Below are 21,693 nucleotides of genomic sequence, written 5' to 3'. Positions count from 1 at the left end.
AGTCCTTGCATCAGAACGAACACGCGGAGGCAACATGCCGCGTCCCCGCGCGATCTCGCTGGCCGTCGCGTCCATCTTCGCGTTGGCCTGCGCGCAGGCGTCGGCGCAAGCAGAGCAGGCCGCACCCGCCCAAAGCGCTGCTCCTGCCGCGGCGGAAACCCCGGCCGCTCCCGCCGCCGCCAGCGCGCCGCTGGCGGACGTTGTTACCGTGAGCGCTACCCGCCGCCGCGAACCTCTGCGCGACGTGCCGCTGCGGGTGGAAACCCTGAGCGTGGAAGGGCTGGAGAGCGCCGGCGCAGCGTCGCTGAGCGATTATGTGGGCACGCTGCCTGGCGTGCATGTGAGCAGCGATGGCGGTCCTGGCCGGGGCCAGGTCAATATCCGTGGCGTTTCGGTGGGCAGCATGAGCGCACCGACCGTGGGCATCTACGTCGATGAAGTGGCGTTCGGCTCCAGCACCGCTTTTGTGGGCGAGGCGGTGTCCGCGCTGGATATGGCATTGCTCGACCTGCACCATATCGAACTGCTGCGCGGTCCCCAGGGCACGCTGTATGGCGCGGGTGCCATGGGCGGCCTGCTCAAATACGTGACCAACACGCCCGATACGGAAAACTTCTCCGGCAAGGTGGGTTTCGGTGTGCGCAGCAGTAAAAACGGCGACCTGGGACATACGGAAAACGTGGTGCTGAACGTGCCGCTCAGCGAAGGCGTGGCAGGCCTGCGCGTGGCCGCCTTCAATGACCACGATGGCGGCTATATCACGGCCGCCGGCCGCGCTCCGGGCGAAAACGTCAATGACGGCAATACGCGCGGCGGCCGGGTGTCGCTGGTCATCGACCCAATGTCGAAAATGCGCATCCGCCTGACTGCCACGCAGCAGACCATCCAGCGCAACGGCACCGGCGTTTCGCAATACAGCGTGGCGACGGGCGAGCCGATGTACGGCGACCTCACGCAGAAGCGGGACACCTATGAGCCGTACCGCATCAGGAGCCGCCTGCTGTCGGGCGACCTCGAATACGATTTCGGCTGGGCGCGTTTCAACTTCATCACCTCGGCCCAGCGTTTCGACGGCAATACGGCGCTCGACGCGACCGACATCATCGGCAGCCCTGACTTCAATTTTGGCGAACTGGATAACGACATCCACCTGCGCAAACGCACCCAGGAAGCGCGCCTGACTTCCGCGCGCGGCACCGTGGAATGGCTGCTGGGCTTCTACCACAACAAGGAAACCGGCGACCGCTCGCAGCGCCTGTTTGCCCAGATGGCAGCCGACGGTTCAGAGCTGACGCTGGTAACTTCCGGCCAGCCATCGAGCTATACGGAGAATGCCGTCTATGGCGACGTAACCTATAACCCTACCGCTGCCTGGTCCTATACGCTGGGTGCGCGGGTGGCGCGCAACCGCCAGGTCTATGGCACCTCGACCAACGGGGTAAAGGACTTCGAGACTCCGGCGAAGGACGACTCCCGCACCTACCTGGCCACGGCCCGCTATTCGATCGACAAGTTCAGCAGCGTGTACGTGCGCGCCGCCAGCGGCTACCGCCCCGGCGGTCCGAATCCGCCCGCCATCGACCAGAACGGCCAGGTGGTGCCGGGTGCACCGACCCAGTTCGGTCCCGATACGCTGTGGAGCTATGAACTCGGCTACAAGGCCGACCTGCTGGACAAGCGCCTGTTCCTGGAAGCCGCGCTGTTCAACATCCATTGGGACAAGCTGCAACAGCCGCTGGCCATCGGCGCGACCACGCTGACGACCAATGCCGGCAAGGCTGAAGTGCGCGGCCTTGAGCTGGCAACGCGCTACAAGCTGGATGAGCACTGGAACCTGGAAGGCAGCCTTGCTTATACCGACGCGGAGCTGGCTGAAGATGCGCCGGCCCTCGGCCCGGACGGATCGCGCCTGCCGAACACCGCGAAGCTGTCCACTTCCATCGGCGCGCGCTACAGCTTTGCCCTCGCCGGCAAGCCTTCGTATGCAGGCCTGAATGTGCGCCATGTGGGACAGCGCAACGCCGGTTTCGACCGCGTGGGTACCTCGGTGCCGAACTTCAGTCTCCCGGCGTACACGATGGTGGATGCTCAGTTCGGCGTGGACTTCGGCAAGTGGCAGCTGTCGGCCTTCGTGCGCAACCTGACTGACAAGCGCGCCCTGCTGGGCGGCGATACCGCGCTGACCGCCTTCGGCGGCCCGCTGCGTGCAACGCCGGCTGCGCCGCGTACCGTCGGCATGAATGTGGCGGTGAACTTCTGATGCGCCGCCTCGCTCTCCGCAAATGGCTGGTGGCGGCCCAGCTGGCATTCGCAGCGCTCGGCATGGGCTTCATGCAGCCGGGCTTCGCTCAACCCCAGGCAACGCCACTGACGGCGGCCGATGCCGAGGCCTGGCTCGACGGCCAGATGCCGAGTGCACTGCGCGCTGCCGGTGTGCCCGGCGCCGTGGTCGTGCTGGTCAAGGACGGCCAGCCGCTGGTGCAGAAAGGCTATGGCTTCTCGGACTGGGAGAAGGGCACTCCCGTGGACGCGCAGCGTACGCTGTTCCGTCCCGGCTCGGTCTCGAAACTGTTCACCTGGACCGCTGTGATGCAGCTGGTGGAGCAGGGCAAGCTTGACCTCGATGTGGACCTGAACCGCTACATCGACTTCAAGATCCCTGCGCGCAATGGCAAGGCCCTCACGCTGCGCCATGTGCTCACGCATACCACCGGTCTCGAAGAAAGCGCGCGCGACCTGATCACCTACACCACCGTCACGCCCGATACCGGCAAGGTACTCAAGAGCTATATCCCGCCGTATATCTACGACCCCGGCACCACGCAAGGCTATTCGAACTACGCCACCGCGCTGGCCGGCTACATCGTTGAACGCGTCAGCGGCAAGTCCTTCGACGAATACATGGAGCAGCACATCTTTGCGCCGCTCGGCATGAAGGACTCCACCTTCCGCCAGCCGCTGCCGGCGGCCATGAAAGCGCAGATGTCGCAGGGCTATACCAGCCAGGACGAGAAACCGAAAGGCTTCGAAGTGGTCAATATGGCGCCCGCGGGCAGCCTGTCGTCCACCGGCGCCGACATGGGGCGCTTCATGATGGCTTACCTCAACCAGGGCAAGCTGGGCGAGGCGCAGCTGCTCAAGCCGGAGACGGTGAAGCAGATGCACAACACCATCACGCGCGGCATGCCGGATCTCTCTGGCATCGGCCTTGGCTTCTACCAGCAGGATGTGAATGGCCACCGCGTGGTGGCCCATGGCGGCGATACGCTGCTGTTCCATACTTCGCTGACGCTGTTCCCGGACGATGGCATCGGCCTGTATGTGTCGGTGAATGCGGGCGGCCGCCACGACCTGGGGAAATGGCTGCGTGAACGCCTGTTCAATTCCTTCGCCGACCGCTACCTGCCGGATATGCGTCCAAAAGCCGCTTCAACGGTGGACGCCGCAACGGCCAAGGCGCACGCGCAGGCCATGGCTGGCGCCTACCGCAATTCGCGCCGCGAAGATTCCACCTGGCTCTCGCTGCTGCAGCTGCTCAGCCCCCTGAAGGTGGAAGCACTGGAGGACGGCAACCTGGCGGTGGCACTGGCCGGTGAACGCAGCGTTTACCGCGAGGTCAAGCCATGGCTGTGGGAGGAGCAGAACGGCAAGCGCCGCCTGCAGGCCATCGTCGAAAACGGCAAGGTGAAGCGCTGGGGCCTGGAGCCGTATGTATTCGCCTTCGTGTTCGAGCCGGTGCCATTCATGGCCAGCCCCCTTGTGCTGATGCTGCTGCTGGCGGCAGTGGCGGTCGTGCTGTTTACCGTGCTGCTCTGGCCGGTCGCCTCCATCCTGCGCCGCAAGCATGGGGCGCCAGCACCCGGCCGCAGCACTACGCTGGTGCGCATCGCCAGTTGCGTCGCGGTGCTGAGCCTCGTGCTCTGGACCATGTCCGTGGTGGCGCTGGAAGAGCTGAAGGACATCTCCGTGCTGCTGGTGCTTTCGCAACTGACGGCCATCATCGGCTTTGTTGGCGGCCTGCTGGCGGCGCTGTGGCATGCGCGGACCGTGTTCGCGTCCGGCACCCGCTGGGCGTGCGTGCTGGCGGTGCTGTGGGTGCTGGCCTTCGCCGTGCTGGTGGTGGTGGGCTTCTGCCACAAGGTGTTGAGCTTCAATCCGAACTACTGATTCAAGGATTATCCGATGAAAGCATTTTTGCAATCAGCCGCCATGCTTGGCCTGCTGCTCGGTCTCGCGGGGCCATCTGGAGCGGCCCAGAGCGACGCGAAAGCCCAGCCGGCTGCGGTGGTGCCGGACCAGCAGGCGGCAATCAAGGCCGGCCTTTCGCCCAAGCCCGGGCGCGACGTGGCGGAGCCCACCGCCCGCCGGCTCGATGCGGAAGACCTGTCCGCCTGGCTGGACGGCAGGGTGCCGTATGCCCTGAAGAGCGGCGATATCGCCGGCATGGTGATCTCCGTGGTCAAGGACGGCAAGGTGCTGCTGCAGAAGGGGTATGGCCTGGACGATGTGGCCGCCAAAAAGCCGATGGACCCGGAGAAGACGATGGTGCGTCCCGGCTCCACCTCCAAGCTGTTTACCTGGACGGCGGTCATGCAGCTGGTGCAGCAGGGGAAAATCGACCTTGACCGCAACGTCAACGACTACCTGGATTTCAAGATTGAGGAACCGTTCGGCAAGCCGATCACCATGCGGCACCTGATGAACCATCGCGCCGGCTTCGAGGAAGGACTGAAGGATCTGCTGGTCTACGACCCCAAGGTCAAGCCGACCACCGAGCAATACCTGAAGGAGCACCCGCGTCCCATGCTGTTCGCGCCGGGCGCGGTGCCGGGGTATTCCAACTACGGCGTGTCGCTGGCGGGCTATATCGTGCAGCGCGTGTCGGGCGAACCGTTCGAAGATTATGTCGAGCGCCACATCTTCCGGCCGCTGGGCATGAAGCACTCCACGTTCAGGCAGCCGCTGCCCGAGCAGTTCAAAGGCCTCGGCGGCAAGGGCTACCACACGGCCAGCCTGCCGCCGTCCGAATTCGAGCTGGTGGTAACGGCGCCGGCCGGCAGCGTAAGCACCACGGCGGCGGACATGAGCCGCTTCATGCTGGCCCACCTGCAGCAGGGCAGCCTGGATGGCTATGCCATGCTGGACCCGGCCACCACCGCCCGCATGCACAGCCCCACGCATGAGGGCCTGCCGGGTTTCAGCGTGATGGCGCACGGCTTCTTCCACGGTAAACAAAACGGCCGCACGGTGATCGGCCATGGCGGCGACACGGTGGTGTTCCATACCGAATTCAACCTGCTGCCGGAAGAAGGCGTAGGCATCTTCTTCAGCTATAACAGCCGGGGCAAGGATGCCGCCGTCTATGGTGCCCGCAAGGAGCTGTTCGACGGCTTCATGGACCGCTATTTCCCGGCGCCTGCCGCCACTGAAGCGCCGGCGCTGGCGTCCGCCGCAAGCGACGCACAGAAGATTGCGGGCCGCTACCAGAGCTCGCGCCGTGTGGAGCATGGTTTCCTGAGCGTGTTCTACCTGCTGGAGCAGACTGTCATCACCGCCAACCCGGATGGCACCATCACGGCGCCGGGCGGGCCGGGCGAGATGGTGACTTACCGCGAAGTAGGTCCGCAGCTGTGGCGCAAGGTGGGCGGCGCCCAGATGCTCGCGCTGAAAGAGATCGACGGCGTGAAGACGGTAATCGACAGCGAGAATCCGGTCTCCGTGCTGCAGGAATCGTCCTTCCTGCATTCGGCGCCGCTGACGCTTGCGATCCTCGTGCTGTCGCTGCTGGTCATCGTTGCAACGCTGGTCCTGTGGCCGCTGGGCGCACTGCTGCGCCGCGCCGACCGCGCCAGCAGCGGCGCTTCGCCGGAGCTGCAGCGCCTGCGCAAGGTGCAGCGCCTGTCGGCAGGCGTGTCGCTGGCCTGGATGGTGGCGTGGATCATCCTGATCCAGCCTATCCTGAACACCGATTTCGGCATGTACAACAGCTCGAACGACTGGCTGGTGGGCGCGGTGGAACTGAGCGGCGTCCTCGCCGTCGCCGCGGCTGCGGCCGGGGTGTGGGCGGCATGGCGCATGCTGCGCAGCGATGCATCGCGGCTGGCGCGCAGCTGGGCGGTCCTGGTGGCGCTTGCCCTGCTGGGCTTCGTATGGATTGGCCTGGTCGGCCAGCTGCTGAGCTGGAACCTGAACTACTGATCCCGCCATGCCCCAAGCCACCGTACTGGACGGCAGCGCCGCCGGCGCCGTGCCGCGCGGCGCCCGGCGCAACGCGGCCATCGGCCTCATTACGCTGTCCTTGTTTACCGGCACGGCGGCGCGCTATGCACTGAGCCCGATGCAGGAACTGGTGAGCGCCGACCTCGGGCTCGGCAATCACCAGATCGCGCTGCTGCAGGGCATGGCGCTCGCGCTGCCGATCCTGCTCATTTCCATTCCCCTGGGCCGGCTGGTGGACCGCACCAACCGCGCCCGCCTGATGATTGTGCTGGCCCTGGCATGCACGGCCGGCAGCGTGCTGTGCGCGCTGGCGCAGAATTTCGCCACCGCCTTCGTCGCCCGCATGCTGGTCGCCGGATCGGTGGTGGCGGCGCAGCCCGCGGCGCTGTCGCTGGTGGCCGACTTGTGCGAACCGTCCCGGCGCGGCCGCATGATCACGCTCACCTCGCTGGGACAGGTTGCCGGAAGCACCGTGGCCTATATCCTGGCGGGCATGCTGCTGCCCTGGATTCCCACCGCGCTGCCGGCCGGCAGTGCACTGGCCGCGCTGGCGCCATGGCGCGTGGTGCTGCTGATGTTCGCTGCGGTGGTGCTGGCCACTGCCATTGCAATGCTCTGGATGCGCGAGCCGCAGCGACGCGAAGCCGGTGCGGACAGCGGCGGCGAACTGCGTGTCGCGCTGCGCGCCTTATGGGCCTATCGCCGCTTCCTGCTGCCGCTGATCGGCGGACTGGTCGCCGTCGGCATGGCCGATGCCGCCGCCGCGATCTGGGCCGTGCCTGTCCTCACGCGCCACTTCCACCAGACGCCGGCCGATTTCGGCGTGTGGATGGGATTGCTCAACCTGGGATCCGGCGTCGTGGGCGCCGTGCTGGGTGGCTTCAGCGCAGACCTCGGGCTGCGCAGGAAGGGCCGGGCGGGCGTGCTGCTGGGAGCCGTGGTAGCCACGGCGCTGTCCGTGCCCACCGCGCTGTTCCCGCTAATGCCGGATGTAGCCTGGTTCGGCGTCGCGCTGGCCTTGTTGCTGACCTGCGGCGGCTGTGCGAATATCGCCGCCACGTCCGCCATCATGGTCGTGCTGCCCAATGAACTGCGCGGCATCTGCGTGAGCCTGGTCATTGCAGCGGGGGGCATGGCCGCCTACGGCGTTGCGCCCCTGCTGGTCAGCGTTGCAGCGCAGTTGTTCGGCGGCGGCAAGGACATTCTCATTCCGCTCAGCTGCGTGGGCCTGCTCACGAGCATCGCCGCCAGCGCCGCCTTTGTGCGCGCGATGCGCGTGGCAGGCGAAGTCAATCCACGGGAAACGAAATGAATGCATCTGTTATCGAAGCGCTGGACGCGCTGTTCCAGCCGGCGAACCGCAGCGATACGCCCGGCGTGGTGGTGGGCGTTGCGCAGCATGGCAAAACGCTTTACCGCAAGGCCTTCGGCCTGGCCAGCATTGAACATGGCGTGCGCAATACGCTGGCAACGCGCATGCGCATCGGCTCCACCACCAAGCACTTCGCCTGCCTGGCGGCCTTGCTGCTGGCGGAGGAGGGGAAACTGGACATCGATGCCGGCGCGCGCCGCTACCTGCCGGAGCTTCCGGCCGGCCTTCCGGAGCCCACGCTGCGCCAGTTCATGACGCACACCTCGGGCATGCGGGACAGCCTGGACGTGGGTTTCCTGGCGGCCGGGCTGACGATCAAACCCAAGGGCGAAGGCCTGGCGGTCCAGGCGCGGCAGACCGGCATCAATTTCGCGCCCGGCGACAAAATGATGTACAACAACGGCGGCTACCACCTGCTGTCGCTGGCCATCGAGCGCGTGAGCGGCATGGGCTTCGAGCAGTTCCTGAAGGAGCGCATCTTCGAACCGCTCGGCATGCTGGACACCGCGTCCGTGCCGAGCGACTTCGAGATCCATCCCGGCATGGCCACCATGCACGTTGCGCTGCCGGACGGCGGCTACCGCCGCGGCATCTTCCCGAGCGAGGAAGTAAAGGGCGAGGGCGCCATCATCTCCACCGTTGGCGACATGCTGCGCTGGCTGCGCCACCTGCGCGGACCGCATTCCGTAGGCAGCGAGGAAAGCTGGAAGCAGATGCTGACCCCCGCGCGCCTGAATAACGGCATGGACAGCAGCTATGCACTCGGCCTGCTGCTGGAGAAGTACCGCGGCATCGACGTGATCCACCATGGCGGCACCGTGATCGGCGGCACCTGCCAGATGCTGGCCGTGCCGCAGCACGCGCTGGATATCGTGATCCTGTCGAACGGGGCGCCGGTCAGCGTGCCCGAGCTGGCCAATAAGGTCATTGAAGCCGTGCTCGGGGAAGGCGCCTTTCCGCTGCCTGCCGAACGCATTGCGCGCAGCGCAGACTATCAGCCGCTGGTGGGCGCACGGTACGCGTCGTCATCGGCCGGCATGGTGATCGGCTTTGGCGAGACGGATGGCAAGCTGGGTCTGATCATCCACAACTCGCCCGCAATTCCGGTGCGCGAAGAGAACGGTGCGCTCTGCCTCGATTTCGGCCGTACCGTGACTGGTCCGTACCGGGTGGCCGTGGAGGCTGGGGCCGCGCCGCAAGCACTGGAACTGGAAGATGCAGGAACCATGCAGCTCCTTGAACGGCTGCCGGACCCGCCGCCGCTGGCCGAAGCAGGCAAGCCGCTGGTGGGCCGCTACCGCGCGCCCGACCTGCGCGCCGAGGCCCATATCGAATTCGACGGCGAGGTGCTGCAGCTTCGCGTCGCCAGCGAATACGGGCCGAATCTGCTGGCGCTCACGCCGTACTCGCACGAAATATTCGGCTGGGCTTACACCGGCCAGCTCGCACCGCTCGGCGGCACCCTGCATGTGGAGCGCGCCGGGGGCAAGGTGAGCGGTTTGCGCATGAATTCCCTGCGCACGCGGCACCTCCACCTGGAACGTATTGAGGACTGAAGCGCACCATGAAATTCTTTATCGCCCAGCTGGTAACAGAGACCAATACTTTCGCCACCGCGCCCACCGGCTGGGGCGGATTCGAGGAGTACGGCATTTTCCATGGCGACGCCAGCCGCCTCTCGCCGAATGAAACCGGCGGCATCCTGCGCTTCCTGCGCGAGCTGATCGAAGGCGACGGCAACGAGGCCGTGGAAAGCCTTTGCGCCCTGGCGCAGCCGGCCAACCGCACGGTGAAGGAAGTTTATGAATCCATGCGTGACGAAATCCTGAACGACCTGCGGGCCGCGATGCCGGTCGATGCGGTGCAGCTGATGCTGCACGGCGCCATGGTGGCCGAGGACTACGACGATTGCGAGGGCGACCTGATTGCCCGCATCCGCGCCATCGTGGGGCCGGACGTCGCCATCGGCGCCGAGCTGGACCTGCACTGCCACTACACGGAACTGATGCATACATCGGCCGACGCCATCGTCGCTTTCAAGGAATACCCGCATATCGATGCCGAACCGCGCGGCCGTGAGCTGTACAGCATACTCGTCGATACCGTGGCGGGGCGGGTACGTCCCGTGGCCGAAGTATTCGACTGCAAGATGGTCGGCATCTGGCACACCACGCGCGAGCCGATGGCGGGCTTCGTGCGCCGCATGCAGGCAGTTGAACAGCAGCCGGGCGTGCTGTCGGTATCGCTCGGCCATGGATTTCCATGGGGGGATGTGCCGGAAGCGGGCGCCAAATTGTGGGTCGTGACGGACAACGATCGGGCGCTGGCGCGCTCGCTCGCGGATACGCTGGGCGCCGAGTTCTGGGCCATGCGCGAAGCCACCCGGCCCGTCGTGGCCAGTATCGACGAAGCGATCGACAGCGGCCAGCCGCCCGCCGGCAAACCGGTGGTGCTGGCCGATATCGGCGACAACCCCGGCGGCGGCGCACCGTGCGACAGCACATTTATCCTGCAGCGGCTCGTTGAGCGCGGCATCGGGAACGTGGTGCTGGGCGCCCTGTGGGACCTGGGTGCAGTGCATATCTGCCAGAGCGCCGGCGTAGGGACGCAGCTCGACCTGCGCATTGGCGGCAAGTGCGGCCCGGCCTCCGGCGCGCCGGTCGACCTGAGGGTGGTGGTGCGCGCCATCGTGGAAAACCATTCGCAGAGCGCGCTGGGTGTCCGCGAGCGGCTGGGCACCTGCGTGTGGGTGGAAGCGGCGCACGGGCTGCACATCGTGCTGTCCTCGGTGCGTACCCAGACCTATGGCACCGACGTCTTCACCGGCATGGGTATCACGCTGGAGGACAAGGCCTTCATCGTGGTGAAGTCGACGCAGCATTTCCACGCCGAGTTTGCGCCGCTGGCGCAGTCCGTGCAGTACGTGAGCACGCCGGGCACCATGAACTTCGATTTCGCCGCCATTCCATACCGCCTGCGCTCCCTGGATTACTGGCCGCGCGTCAGCAACCCGCACGAACATCCTTGAGGATTCACCATGCCAGCCATTACCCGCGTACCGAGCGAATTGCCGTTCCCGTTTTCCAAAGCCGTCCACGCAGGCGGATTCATCTTCCTGTCGGGCCAGATCCCCATCGACCATGAGGGCAAGCCGGTGCGCGGTCCGATCGCGGACCAGGCCCGCCTCGTGCTGGACAGCATCGCAGCAACACTGAAGGAGTGCGGCGCGGGGCTGGAGGACGTGGTGCGCGTGACCGTCTGGCTGTCGGACCTGGCGCTGTTCGCCGAGTTCAACCAGGTCTACCGGGAATACTTTCCGCCTTCTGCGCTGCCTGCCCGTTCCACGGTGAGCGCGGCGCTGGCCTTCGACAGCGACATCGAGATCGAGGTCACAGCCTATCGTCCCTGAAAGCGGGGATGGCAGCCCTCCGCGCCATTTTGGCAGTGCCGGGCTTGCATTTCAGCACATACTCCTTTGTCTTTCGGCGCTTGTGGCCGATGGTTAGAGGATTTCATGTTTCGTTCAAAACTGATGGCTGCGCTGTGTGCGCTGATGCCGTTCTGCGCCGCCGCAGCATGCACGCCGGGCCAGCCAGTGCACGGCAAGGGCTATGTGTCGATAGGCGATAGCCGCCAATGGCTGACGATCGATGGGGCGGATTGCGCCAACCCCGTGGTGCTGGTACTGCACGGCGGCCCGGGCAATCCGCTCAGCCCCTTCGGCCGCCAGATCTTTGGTGGCTGGGAGCGCGATTTCACCGTGGTGCAATGGGACCAGCGCGCTGCCGGGATGAGCTATGGCGCACGGGAACCCGGCGCCGCAGAGGAACAGCTCAGCATCGAGCGGATGCGGGACGACGGCATTGCCGTGGCCGAACACCTGGTGAAGCTGCTTGACAAGCGAAGGGTTATCCTGCTGGGCGGCTCCTGGAGTTCCATCCTCGGTGTCCACATGGTCAAGCTTCGCCCCGACCTGTTCCAGGCCTATGTTGGCAGTGCCCAGATCGTCAGCTACCTGGAAAACAGCCGGATGGCCTATGACAAGGTGCTGGCGATGGCGAGGCAGGGCGGCGACCAGGAGGCACTGGGCGCGCTCGAAGCGCTCGGCGCCCCGCCCTGGACCAATCCGCGCAATGCGGGAGTGCTGAGGCGCATTGTGCGGAAATACGAAGCCCGCCTGGCCGAGCCCGCGCCACCGGCATGGTGGATTCCGGCCGCGGAGTATGCGACGCCGGCGGCGCAGACAAACTATGAGAACGGCGAAGAGTATTCCTATCTGCAGTTTGTCGGGTTGAAGGGAGATGGCATGTATTCGGCGGTGGACCTGCCGAAGCTCGGCCGCACGTTCGCGGTACCGTTCTATCTGTTCCAGGGCGAAAGCGACCTGCTGACGGTGCCGGAACTGGCGCGCCGCTACTTCGACCGCATTGTTGCACCGGACAAGAAATTCATTCTGCTGCCGGGGGTGGGGCATGAGCCCAACCAGAAGCTGCTGGACGCCCAGTTCAGCCTGCTGAAAGAACGGTTTCACCGGCCGGCCGCGACCGCCGGCCGGCCCTAGCGGGCGCCGGGATGGACGAATTCTTCGCCCCGGGGTACCGCCTGCTGACGCCGCGCGTGCAACTGCGCAGGGTGGAGGCCGCCGACGCAGCAGCCCAGTTCGCCCTGCATTCGGACCCGGCCGCCATGCGCTACTGGAGCAGCGCGGCCTGGACCACCCTTGAGCAGGCCGAGCAGCAGATCGCGCAGGCCGGGCAGGAAGCGGAGCGCGGCTCCGCCCTGTGCCTGGCGCTGGTGCTGCGCGCCAGCGGCGCCGTGATCGGCAATGTCTCCCTGTATGCGATCAGCCGCGCGCACCGCAGATGCGAGCTCGGCTACATGCTGGCGCGCAGCTGCCACGGCCAGGGTCTGATGGCGGAGGCGGTCCGGGCCGTGATCGGTACCGCCTTCGGCAGCGGGCAGCTGGAGCGGATCGGGGCCGAGGTCGATCCCCGCAATACCCCTTCCGAGCGTTTGCTGGTCAACACCGGTTTTACGCGCGAAGGCTATGCACTACGTCGTTGGATTGTGAATGATGAGCAATGTGATTCGATACTATATGGACTACTGCGTGACGAGTGGCCAAGCGGTTCCGCCGGCCGGCCCTGAGCCTTCCCCACCGGCTGCCAGGCATGGCCCCGTGGCCCTGAACGTTGGACATCTGTTTGACCAGATGCACCGTATACTGAAGCTGCGCAACGATGCCGCCCTGGCCAGTATCCTGCAGGTCAGTCCGTCGGTGATCTCGCGCACGCGGCGGCGGCGCATCCGCCTGTCGGCGTCGCTGATGCTGCGGCTGCACGACGTGAGCGGGCTCAGTATCCAGGAGCTGCGCGCCATGCTGGGCTCCACCGACGGCTGGTTCAGCGAATGCCGCCAGCTGCTGCAGGAAGAGGACGGCACGGAGGACATCTTGTCCGGCCTGCTGAAACCATGAGGATTGCCATCCAGGCGCTACTCGAGCCGGCGGCGGCGCCAGCCCGCTGCCTGCCGCCGCGCCAGCGCTAGAAAGGACGTGTTCATGCTGAGGACGATAAGCGGCGTGGTATTGGCCGGCGTGCTGGGTGCGGCAGGCGCGCAGCACGCGCCCGGCCGTTTCGACCCGAGCCAGTTGAAAGGACCGGCCGCCGGCCGGCCGAACGAAGTGATGGTGCTCGGCACCGCCCACCTGGCGCAGTTGCCGGCCAGCTTCCAGCCCGCCCAGCTGGGCGGGCTGCAGGCCCGCCTGCTGGCATGGAAGCCTGCCCTGATCGCCATCGAGAGCCTGTCCGGCCCCCAGTGCGCCTTCCTGCGCCAGTACCCGCAACGCTACCAGGGCACGGTCCAGCGCTTCTGTCCCTGGGATCCGGCGCCGGCCTTTGCCGCCACCGGTCTCGATGTGCCGGCCGCCACCGCCGAAAGCGAGCGCCTGCTGGCCAACTGGCCGGCGCAGCCCACGCCGGCGCAGCGGCGGCGCCTGGCCGCTGTGTTCCTGGCCGGCGGCGAACCGGTCTCGGCTCAGGTGCAGTGGCTGCGCCTGCCGCCTGCCGAACGCCATGCCGGCGACGGCCTCGATGCCGCCCTCGCCACCGTGCTGGAACAGCGCGGCGGCGGGCGCGGCGCGCGCGGCGAGGATATGCAGCTCGCCGCGCCGCTGGCCGCCGCGCTGGGCCTGGAACGCGTGCACGCGATGGACGATCATAGCTCGGATGCGCCCATCGCGGACCCGAAAGCCTATGGCGCGGCCATCATGCAAGCCTGGAACAATTCCGCCGGCCAGCAGCGGCGGCAGGCCGAAGAGGCGCTGAATGCCGGGCTCGGCGATGAGGCCGGCCTGCTGGCCCTGTACCGCGCTGCGAACGATCCGGCCCAGGCGCAACTGGTGTATGCCAGCGATTTCGGGGCGGCGCTGGCGGAAGGCTCCGCGCAGCAGTATGGGCGGGCCTATGTCGGCGCCTGGGAAACGCGCAATCTGCGCATGGCGGCCAATATCCGCGAGGCCATCGCCAGCCGTCCCGGCGGCCGCACCCTGGTCATCGTGGGCGCCAGCCACAAATGGTATCTGGAAGCCTATCTGGACCAGATGCACGATGTGCGCATCGTGCCCTCCGGCGCGCTGCTGCGCTAGCCGCACCGCCGCCTCCGGGCGGCGTTTTCTTTTGGCAGGCCAGCGCCGCGCGCCGCCTTCGCCACGGCGCACGGGGTGGCGGAAATGAAGCGGAATTTGTCAGGATTTGCCCGGGGCCGCTGGCTAAAATCGACGCACCCTACAACCGGCGCCACCGGGCGCCGCCTTTCCCTCACAGTCCTGACGATGACACCGATCCAAATCCGCCCCTCCTTGTCCACCGCGCTGTCCATCAAGCGCATGATTATTGTCGTGATCGCCGGCATGATGCTGGCCGTCCTGCTGGTCGGCAGCGTCGCCCTGTATACCGCGCAGCGCACGGTAGGCCTGATGGAGCATGAGGTGATGCAGGCCCAGGCGCTCCAGCTGCAGCTCTCGGAGCTCACGCTCAAGATGGAGTACAACCGCAGCCAGGTGCTGCAGGCCCTGCAGCACTTGCCGGGCACGGCCTTTGAAAAGCTGCATGACCATCCGCTGCAGGTGCACCTGACCGAGATCGGCAAGAACAGCAGCGCACTGACGCAGGCCTGGCGCACCTTCCGGGCCGGCCTGCCGGACCCGGAAACGGCGCGCCTGGCCGATGCCTGGCATGCCCGCAGCGGCGGGCTCGGACTCTCCTTGACCGCCGCCGCGGCGGCCGCCATCGAGAACGGCGCCTGGGACGATGCCGAGCATGTGCTGATCCGGCAGATCAACCCTACCTTCCGCCAGGGGGCGCCGGCCCGGCAGCAGCTGCACGACTTCCTGCTGGCCGCCGCCGAACGCGGCGCGGCCGCCGCCCACGCCACCATGGACCGGCAGCGCCTGATTCTCGTGATTACCATGCTGGCCTGCGCCGTGCTGGGCGGCCTGATGGGGCGCTACCTGCTGAAGGGGATCCAGCAGCCGATGCAGCAGGCCGTGGCGCTGGCGCGGCGCGTGGCCCAGGGCCAGCTGGCGGTGCCGGTGGAGCGCGAGGCGCGCCACGAGTTCGGCGCCTTGCAGGAGGCGCTGGGCGCCATGCAGGCCAGCCTGGCCGAGGTGGTGGGCCAGGTGCGCGGCGGGGCCGACAGCATCGTGGCCGCCACCCACCAGATTGCGGCCGGCAATGCCGACCTGTCGGGCCGCACCGAACGCCAGGCGGCCGTGCTGGAGCACACCGCGCAGTCGGTGACGGTGCTGGCCGACCAGGTGCGCCAGAATGCCGACCATGCGCGTTCGGCCAACGATATGGTGCGCGCCGCGGCCGGCTTCGCGCAGCGCGGCGGCAGTGCCGTGGACGGCGTGGTGGCGACCATGGACAGCATTGCGCAATCGTCGACCCGCATTGCCGATATTGTCGGCGTGATTGACGGCATTGCCTTCCAGACCAATATCCTGGCGCTGAACGCGGCGGTGGAAGCGGCGCGGGCCGGCGATGGCGGGCGCGGCTTTGCCGTGGTGGCCAGCGAGGTGCGGGCGCTGGCCCAGCGCAGCGCGGTGGCCGCGCGCGAGATCAAGTCGCTGATCGGGGAATCGGTGGACCGCATCGGCAACGGCACCCAGCTGGTGCGCGAAGCGGGCGGTACCATGGCCGATATCCTGCGCAGCATCGAGCAGGCGGCCACCCTGATGGCCCAGATCGCGGGCGCCAGCGCGCAACAGCATAGCGGTATCGAGCAGATGCGCGGCACCCTGGTGGAGCTGGATGCCGCCACCCAGCACAATGCGGCCCTGGTGGAGGAGTCGGCGGCTGCCGCCGCCCAGCTGGCGCAGCAGGCCAGCCAGCTGCGCCAGCTGGTCAGCGTGTTCCAGCTGGCCGACAGCGCGGCGCCGGAGCGGCCGCGCCTGGCGGCCTGAGCAGTCCGGACCTGCGGCCCGGCAACTCAGCTGCCGGGCCGCAGCTCGCCAGCGCCGGCAAAGGAGTGCAGGGCGTGGCCATATTGCTGGCGGTATTGCGAGGTGGTCATGCCGGTGGCCTTCTTGAAGGCGCGCACCAGGGTGCTGTCGTCGGCGAAGCCGAGGCCGCTGCTGATGGCCCTGACCGGCGCGCTGGATGCCAGCAGCGCCTGCGCCACCTGGCGCAACTTGATCAGGCGCAGCCACTCGGCGGCCCCGATCTGGGTCTGCTGCGCGATCTTGCGGCTCAGGGTACGCGGCGCCATGGCGAGGAAGGCGGCCGCCGTATCGACAGTAAGCGCGCTGGCCGCGAGCTGCTGGACGTGGCCGATCAGGCGCCGCAGCTCGGGATCGGCCTGGGCGAACAGCTCCACCGGGCGGAACACCGGATGCCCGGCATTGGCGCGCGGCATCAGCATGCGCTGGTCGATCTCGGCCGCCACTTCCGGCGGCACCCGGCTCAGCAAGAGCTGGCTCAGCACGGCCCAATAGCCGTTGGCGCCGGCCGCGGTCAGGCAGGGGCCGTCCGCCAGCACGGCGTGCCGGCAATCCCAGCGCACCGCCGGAAAACGCCGGCGCAGCGGCGCTTCCAGCCACCAGGTGGCGGTCGCGGCGCGGCCGTCCAGCTGGCCGGCTGCGGCGGCCAGCGCCACGCCCATGCAATAACTCCACACGCCGGCGGGCGGCGCTGCTGCGCGCAGCCAGTCGATCAGGGTGCGCTGGCGGCGCAGCATGACATCGATGTCGACGGCCGTTTCGGCCCAGAAGCCGGGCAGCAGATAGGCTTCGCAGGGCGCCTGGGCGGCGGTCGCCAGCGGTAGCGGGGCGGCAGCCGGGAGACCGCTGGCGGCATCGCGCGCGCCGATCCAGACCGGATCGAACAAGGGCTGTCCCATGCAGCGGTTGACGACGCGGAAATGCTCGGCGGCGGCGAACAGGCCGGCCGGCGCGCAGCCCGGGTACAGCACGAGCCCGACTGTTATCGGCTCCGGCGGCAGCGACCGGGCGCTGCGCGCTTGCAGCTGGGGCGCGGCCATGGGCTCAGGCGGCCGAGCGCGCGGCCTCGGCCGTGTGCCCGGTCTTGCCCAGCGCGGCCTGCACGTGCCGATGCACGTGGCGCGCGACGGTCAGCGGAAATTCGGCCATCGGCCAATGGCCGCAATGGGTGAAGTGGTGCACGGTCTGGGCCCCGAAGCGCTCGGCATAAGCGTGGTCGATGTAAGAGCCGAGATCGCCCCACAGCACCTGGGACGGGATGCGGGCGTTCAGCGCGCGCAGCCGGGTATCCCAGTGTTCAAACACCTGGGGACTGAGGCCGCGGTACAGGCGCAGCACCATGGCGCGCACGGAGGCGGTGAGCCGGGCGTAGGTGGCGCCGACCTGTTCCGGGCGGCGCTTGACCTGGCCGGAATTGCGGTAAATGGCGCGCCGCAGCGCGGCCTGCGTGAGCAGCAGCTGCAGCAGCTCACCCAGCAGCGGCAGGCGGCACAGCTGGCCGTAGCGGTGCCAGCGGTATTCCGCCTGGAACACGGTGTTCATGATGGTGATGCTGGCCACCCGTTCCGGCTGCTGGACCGCCCAGGCCAGGCCGTAGGGACCGCCGATATCATGCACCACCAGGTGCACCGGCTGGTCCACGCCCAGCGCGTCCAGGAAGGCGGCCACGAAACCGCCCATCTGGCGCAGGTCGATGCGCAGGCCGGCCGGCACGCCGGAATCGCCGAAGCCGGGCAGGTCCGGCGCCAGGCAGCGGTAGTTGTCGCGCAGGGCGCCGACCATGCCGTCCCAGATCGCGCCGCAATCCGGTATCCCGTGCAAGAGCAGCAGGATGGGGCCCGCGCCCTCATCGCTGTAGCGGATGCGGGCGCCGTCGATCTTGATAAACATCGCTTCCTCCTCCATGAATGCGGGCGCCCGCTCAGCGCGGGCAGCGCCACGCCGCACAGCAGGCGCCCGGTGGCAGCCACGGCGGGCATCCCATGCCGGCCCGCCTCACAGTGGCGCGGCGCCGGTGGCGCCGTCCGCGGCGGCCAGCGGCTTGCGGAAGCCGATGGCGAAACGGTTCCAGGTATTGGCCAGGCACACCAGCAGCGTCAGGTCGACCAGCTCGGCGGCCGTGAAACTGGGCTGCACCTCGGCCCAGACGGCGTCCGGCACCCGGGCCCCGGCCACCAGGGTCAGGGCCTCGGTCCAGGCCAGCGCCGCGCGTTCGCGGGCGCTGAACCAGGGCGTGTCGCGCCAGACGCACAGGCTGGCCAGCATGCGCTCGCCGGCGCCGGCCTTGCGCGCCTTCAGCGCATGCATGTCGACGCAATAGGCGCAGCCATTGAGCTGGGCCGCGCGCAGCCGCACCAGCTCTGCCAGCACCGGCTCGAAGCCGGCCTGCAGCATGCGTTCTTCAAGCAGGCTGAGCGACTGCATGGCAGCGGGATTGGCCTGGAAAAAATGCAGGCGGGTCTCCATCGGATCATGCTCCTTTGCTGGCGGCGGCTCAGTAGCGGTAGCTGGCGCCCAGGTAGACATAGCGTGCGCCGGGCAGCGCCGCGCTGCGCAGTAGCGCACCGGGCCGCAATTGTTCAAGATTGACGAAGAGTGTGACAGCCGGTACCGGGCTCCAGCTGCCAATTACCCGCCAAAGGCTGCCAATCTCCCGGCCCGGCAGCGCGGCCGTGCGTGCATAGGGCCGCTGGCCGCCGCCGTAGGCGGCATCGTGCGGGTCGCGGCGGCGCGCGATCCCGTAGTCCAGGTTCAGGCTCGACCGCGGGCTGGGGGCCAGCGCCAGGCCGGGCGTGAGCATGGCCAGGTTGCTGAGCCCCAGGAACTGGCCTTCGCCCAGGTAGTTCGAACTGGCATACAGCGGATTGAAGCTGTGCACCGTGCCGCTGCCGTAGCTGCCGCCGCCGGAGGCCAGGTCGAGGCGGGCCGTCAGGCGCGGCTTCCAGCCCTGTTCCGAGAGCGCCAGGCTGTGTACCGCAAACAGGGCCCAGGCCCGCACCGGGCGCTGTTGCGCGTCGCCGCGCTGCACCGCCCCGGTCCACTCGTAGCGCAGCGCGCCCTGGCGGCCCCACAGGCGGGCGCCGGCGGTGTGGCGCGTATCGGCGCCCGCGCGCCCGGCCAGGCGGAAGGCCGGGTTTTCGCTGCGGTACCAGAAGGGATCGAGGTAGGCCGTGTCGCCCAGGCGCAGGCTGCCGGTCAGGGCATCCAGCCGCTCGGCCGGATTGACGGTCTCATCGAAGCGTCCGCTGCCCAGCCGGGTGGCGCGCAGCCGGGCCAGGCTCAGGCGCCAGTCCGGCGTCTGCAGGTAGGCGCGCACGCCGTTCCAGCTGCGGTGCAGATTGGGGCCGTCGCTCAGGCTGACCAGCTGGCGCGGCCCGTCGGCGAATTCCTGGCGTCCCAGCATGGCGCCCGCCAGCAGGCCGGCGCTGCCGCCGCGCAGCTCGGCAAACGCCTGCTGCAGTGCCAGCGTATTCTGGAAGTTGGCGGTGGCCAGCGCCTGGCGTGCGCCGACCTGGCCGCTGGCCAGCTCGCCGTATACCCGCCAGTGCGGCCCGGCGCGCAGTTCGGCGCCCAGCACGCCGCGCCACAGCATCTGCCGGTAATCGTTGCCCGCCTGCAGCTGGGCATTGTCGAAGCGGTCGAAGCGGGCGCGGCCTTCGGCGCTCAGCGTCAGCGCCAGGTCATCGTCCAGCCCTATGGCCTTGAACGCCGGCACCTGGCCGGCGGCGCGCGCCGCGTGCCAGTCCTCGGCCCAGCGGCTGGCCATCAGCCCGCGGCCCAGTTCAGGGCCCCAGCCGGCAGCCGGCAAGGGATAGGGCTGCTGGGCCGCGGCCAGGGCGGGACTACCCAGCAGCAGGGCCGCCAGCAGGGTAGGGCGTTTCATGGCTGTTCCCCGGTGGCGGCGGCGCGGCGCGCGTTGCCGGCCGCCAGCAGCAGGGCGGCTGCGCTCAGCAGCGTGGCGGCCCCATAGGTCAGGTGCATGCCGGCCTCGATGGCGCCGGTGGTTGCGTGGGCGATGTCGCGGCTGCCCACTCCCCAGGCGAACAGCGCGCCCATCAGGGAAGCGCCGGTGATCAGGCCCAGGTTGCGCGACAGGGTCAGCACGCCGGAGATGGCGCCGCGCTGGTCGGGCGCGGCGCCGGCCATGACGGCGGTATTGTTGGCCGACTGGAACAGGCCGTAGCCGGCCGTGATCAGCACCAGGGCGCTGCTGTAGGCCGCCACGCCCCAGCGCGCCGGCAGCAGCGCCAGCAGCAGGGCGCCGGCCAGCATGGCCAGCAGGCCATGGCGCGTCATGCGCGCGGCGCCGAAGCGGTCCACCAGGCGCCCGGCCGGCATGCCGACCAGCGCGGCCGCCAGCGGGCCGGTGGCCATGACCAGGCCGACCCGGTCCGGCGCCAGGCCCAGGGCCGCGGCCAGGTAGAAGGGGCCGACTACCAGCGTGGCCATGGCCACCGTGGCGACCAGGGCGCTCATGGCAAAGCTGCGGCTGAAGCGCGGCGCGCGCAGCACCGCAAGCTGCAGCAGCGGCGCCGGCGCGTGCGCCTCGTTGCGCAGGAAGGCCAGGGTGGCGGCCAGCGCCGCCAGCAGCAGGCCTGCGGTGTGCCAGGCGGGGCGGCCCGGGCCGGTCAGGGCCAGTGCATAGGCGCCCAGCGCGGCCGCCAGCAGCAGCGTGCCGCGGTGATCGAAACGCACCCGGGCGGACGCCGCAGCGCGCGGCGCCGGCGGCAGGCTGCGGTTGGCCAGCACCAGGGTGCCCAGGCCGAGCGGCAGGTTCAGCAGGAAGATGGCGGGCCAGCCGTAGTGCGCGATCAGCAGGCCGCCCAGCGAGGGGCCGAGGGCGGTGCCGGCCGCGGAGGCGGTGGCCAGCAGGCCCATGGCGCTGCCGGTGCGCTGTTTTGGTACCAGCTCGCTGACCAGGGCCAGGGTCAGTGCCATCATCACGGCCGCGCCCAGGCCCTGCAGGGCGCGCGCGGCCACCAGCAGCGGCAGCGTGGTGGCGCCGGCGCACAAGGCCGAGGCCAGCACGAACAGCGCGATGCCGGCCAGCAGCGTGCCGCGCCGGCCCAGCAGGTCGCCCAGGCGGCCCACGCTGACGATGGAGATGGTGATGGCCAGCAGGTAGGCCAGCACGATCCATTGCACCTGGTGGAAGGGCGCATGCAGCGCTTGCGCCATGCTGGGCAGTGCGACATTGGCGATGCTGGTGCCCAGCGAGGGCAGCAGCATGGTCAGCGCCAGGCTGGCCAGCACCAGGCGCGGCACCGGCGGTGCCAGAGATGCCTGGCTCATGCTGCCTCCGCCGCAGCGCGCACGCAGGCATTGCTGGCGCCCCGTGCGCGCTCGGGGAAGCCAGACGTGTGCACGCTCCTGCCGCGCGCGGCGGGTCCAGCCGGGTTGCGGCCTTCGCCGGCAGCCAGGTCGAGGGCGCGGGGCAGGCTGCCGCATCCCATCTGGACAAGGCAGTTCGGTTCGGCGGTCCAGGCCAGGCCGGCGCCGGCATGGCGCCGGTTCCAGCCGGCGCGGCTCAGGGGGTGGCCGCCGCTGGCGGGCAGGGAAGAGGTAGAGGACATATTGATTCTCGTCAATGGGTGATGAGGTC

General features: G+C 68.5%; 18 protein-coding genes. 12 read left to right on the top strand and 6 right to left on the bottom strand.

Annotated features, from left to right (window positions below):
- Positions 1-34 precede the first annotated feature (34 nt).
- The 12 genes from ACJRPG_RS10315 (at position 35) to ACJRPG_RS10260 (ending at position 16,055) form a co-directional block, all read left to right on the top strand.
- Positions 35-2,260 carry a TonB-dependent receptor gene (locus ACJRPG_RS10315; RefSeq protein WP_407999978.1) on the top strand — a complete coding sequence of 742 codons (2,226 nt, stop codon included), beginning with the start codon at positions 35-37 and terminating at the stop codon, positions 2,258-2,260.
- A complete protein-coding gene (locus ACJRPG_RS10310) occupies positions 2,260-4,167 on the top strand; it encodes a serine hydrolase domain-containing protein (protein WP_407999977.1) in 1,908 nt (635 codons plus the stop codon). The genes ACJRPG_RS10315 and ACJRPG_RS10310 overlap by 1 nt, the downstream gene beginning before the upstream one ends.
- Before the next feature lie 15 nt (positions 4,168-4,182).
- Positions 4,183-6,198, top strand: coding sequence for a serine hydrolase domain-containing protein (locus tag ACJRPG_RS10305; RefSeq protein ID WP_407999976.1), 2,016 nt, complete (start codon positions 4,183-4,185; stop codon positions 6,196-6,198).
- 7 nt (positions 6,199-6,205) lie between these two features.
- Positions 6,206-7,531, top strand: coding sequence for an MFS transporter (locus ACJRPG_RS10300; protein WP_407999975.1), 1,326 nt, complete (start codon positions 6,206-6,208; stop codon positions 7,529-7,531).
- Positions 7,528-9,147: a serine hydrolase domain-containing protein gene (locus ACJRPG_RS10295; RefSeq protein ID WP_407999974.1), complete on the top strand. Its 1,620-nt coding sequence runs from the start codon at positions 7,528-7,530 to the stop codon at positions 9,145-9,147. The genes ACJRPG_RS10300 and ACJRPG_RS10295 overlap by 4 nt, the downstream gene beginning before the upstream one ends.
- Positions 9,148-9,155: 8 nt before the next feature.
- Complete coding sequence (locus tag ACJRPG_RS10290; RefSeq protein WP_407999973.1) at positions 9,156-10,619, top strand: M81 family metallopeptidase; 1,464 nt, start codon at positions 9,156-9,158, stop codon at positions 10,617-10,619.
- A 9-nt stretch (positions 10,620-10,628) separates the two neighbouring features.
- Entirely contained in the window at positions 10,629-11,000 is a 372-nt protein-coding gene (locus ACJRPG_RS10285; RefSeq protein ID WP_407999972.1) for a RidA family protein, read from the top strand.
- Between the two features lie 105 nt (positions 11,001-11,105).
- Positions 11,106-12,152, top strand: coding sequence for an alpha/beta fold hydrolase (locus ACJRPG_RS10280; protein WP_407999971.1), 1,047 nt, complete (start codon positions 11,106-11,108; stop codon positions 12,150-12,152).
- 11 nt (positions 12,153-12,163) lie between these two features.
- Positions 12,164-12,739 carry a GNAT family N-acetyltransferase gene (locus ACJRPG_RS10275; RefSeq protein WP_407999970.1) on the top strand — a complete coding sequence of 192 codons (576 nt, stop codon included), beginning with the start codon at positions 12,164-12,166 and terminating at the stop codon, positions 12,737-12,739.
- A 31-nt stretch (positions 12,740-12,770) separates the two neighbouring features.
- A complete protein-coding gene (locus ACJRPG_RS10270; protein ID WP_407999969.1) occupies positions 12,771-13,067 on the top strand; it encodes a hypothetical protein in 297 nt (98 codons plus the stop codon).
- A gap of 84 nt (positions 13,068-13,151) precedes the next feature.
- Positions 13,152-14,237: a DUF5694 domain-containing protein gene (locus tag ACJRPG_RS10265; protein WP_407999968.1), complete on the top strand. Its 1,086-nt coding sequence runs from the start codon at positions 13,152-13,154 to the stop codon at positions 14,235-14,237.
- 186 nt (positions 14,238-14,423) lie between these two features.
- Positions 14,424-16,055 carry a methyl-accepting chemotaxis protein gene (locus ACJRPG_RS10260; protein WP_407999967.1) on the top strand — a complete coding sequence of 544 codons (1,632 nt, stop codon included), beginning with the start codon at positions 14,424-14,426 and terminating at the stop codon, positions 16,053-16,055.
- Positions 16,056-16,081: 26 nt separating this feature from the next.
- On the opposite strand, the gene ACJRPG_RS10255 is transcribed toward ACJRPG_RS10260, so the two are convergent.
- The 6 genes from ACJRPG_RS10255 to ACJRPG_RS10230 form a co-directional block, all read right to left on the bottom strand.
- Positions 16,082-17,131: a GlxA family transcriptional regulator gene (locus tag ACJRPG_RS10255; protein WP_407999966.1), complete on the bottom strand. Its 1,050-nt coding sequence runs from the start codon at positions 17,129-17,131 to the stop codon at positions 16,082-16,084.
- Positions 17,132-17,135: 4 nt separating this feature from the next.
- Positions 17,136-17,981, bottom strand: coding sequence for an alpha/beta fold hydrolase (locus tag ACJRPG_RS10250; protein WP_407999965.1), 846 nt, complete (start codon positions 17,979-17,981; stop codon positions 17,136-17,138).
- Positions 17,982-18,086: 105 nt separating this feature from the next.
- Complete coding sequence (locus tag ACJRPG_RS10245; protein WP_407999964.1) at positions 18,087-18,557, bottom strand: carboxymuconolactone decarboxylase family protein; 471 nt, start codon at positions 18,555-18,557, stop codon at positions 18,087-18,089.
- A gap of 28 nt (positions 18,558-18,585) precedes the next feature.
- Positions 18,586-19,974 (bottom strand): alginate export family protein, encoded by a 1,389-nt coding sequence (locus tag ACJRPG_RS10240; protein ID WP_407999963.1) that lies wholly within the window; start codon positions 19,972-19,974, stop codon positions 18,586-18,588.
- A complete protein-coding gene (locus ACJRPG_RS10235) occupies positions 19,971-21,383 on the bottom strand; it encodes an MFS transporter (protein ID WP_407999962.1) in 1,413 nt (470 codons plus the stop codon). The genes ACJRPG_RS10240 and ACJRPG_RS10235 overlap by 4 nt, the downstream gene beginning before the upstream one ends.
- Complete coding sequence (locus ACJRPG_RS10230; RefSeq protein ID WP_407999961.1) at positions 21,380-21,664, bottom strand: hypothetical protein; 285 nt, start codon at positions 21,662-21,664, stop codon at positions 21,380-21,382. The genes ACJRPG_RS10235 and ACJRPG_RS10230 overlap by 4 nt, the downstream gene beginning before the upstream one ends.
- Positions 21,665-21,693 lie beyond the last annotated feature (29 nt).

The organism is Pseudoduganella rhizocola (assembly GCF_045984285.3).
Taxonomy (GTDB): Bacteria; Pseudomonadota; Gammaproteobacteria; order Burkholderiales; family Burkholderiaceae_D; genus Rugamonas.
The sequence above is the reverse complement of the archived record's forward strand: the minus strand, read 5'-3'. Positions and strand labels throughout refer to the sequence as shown.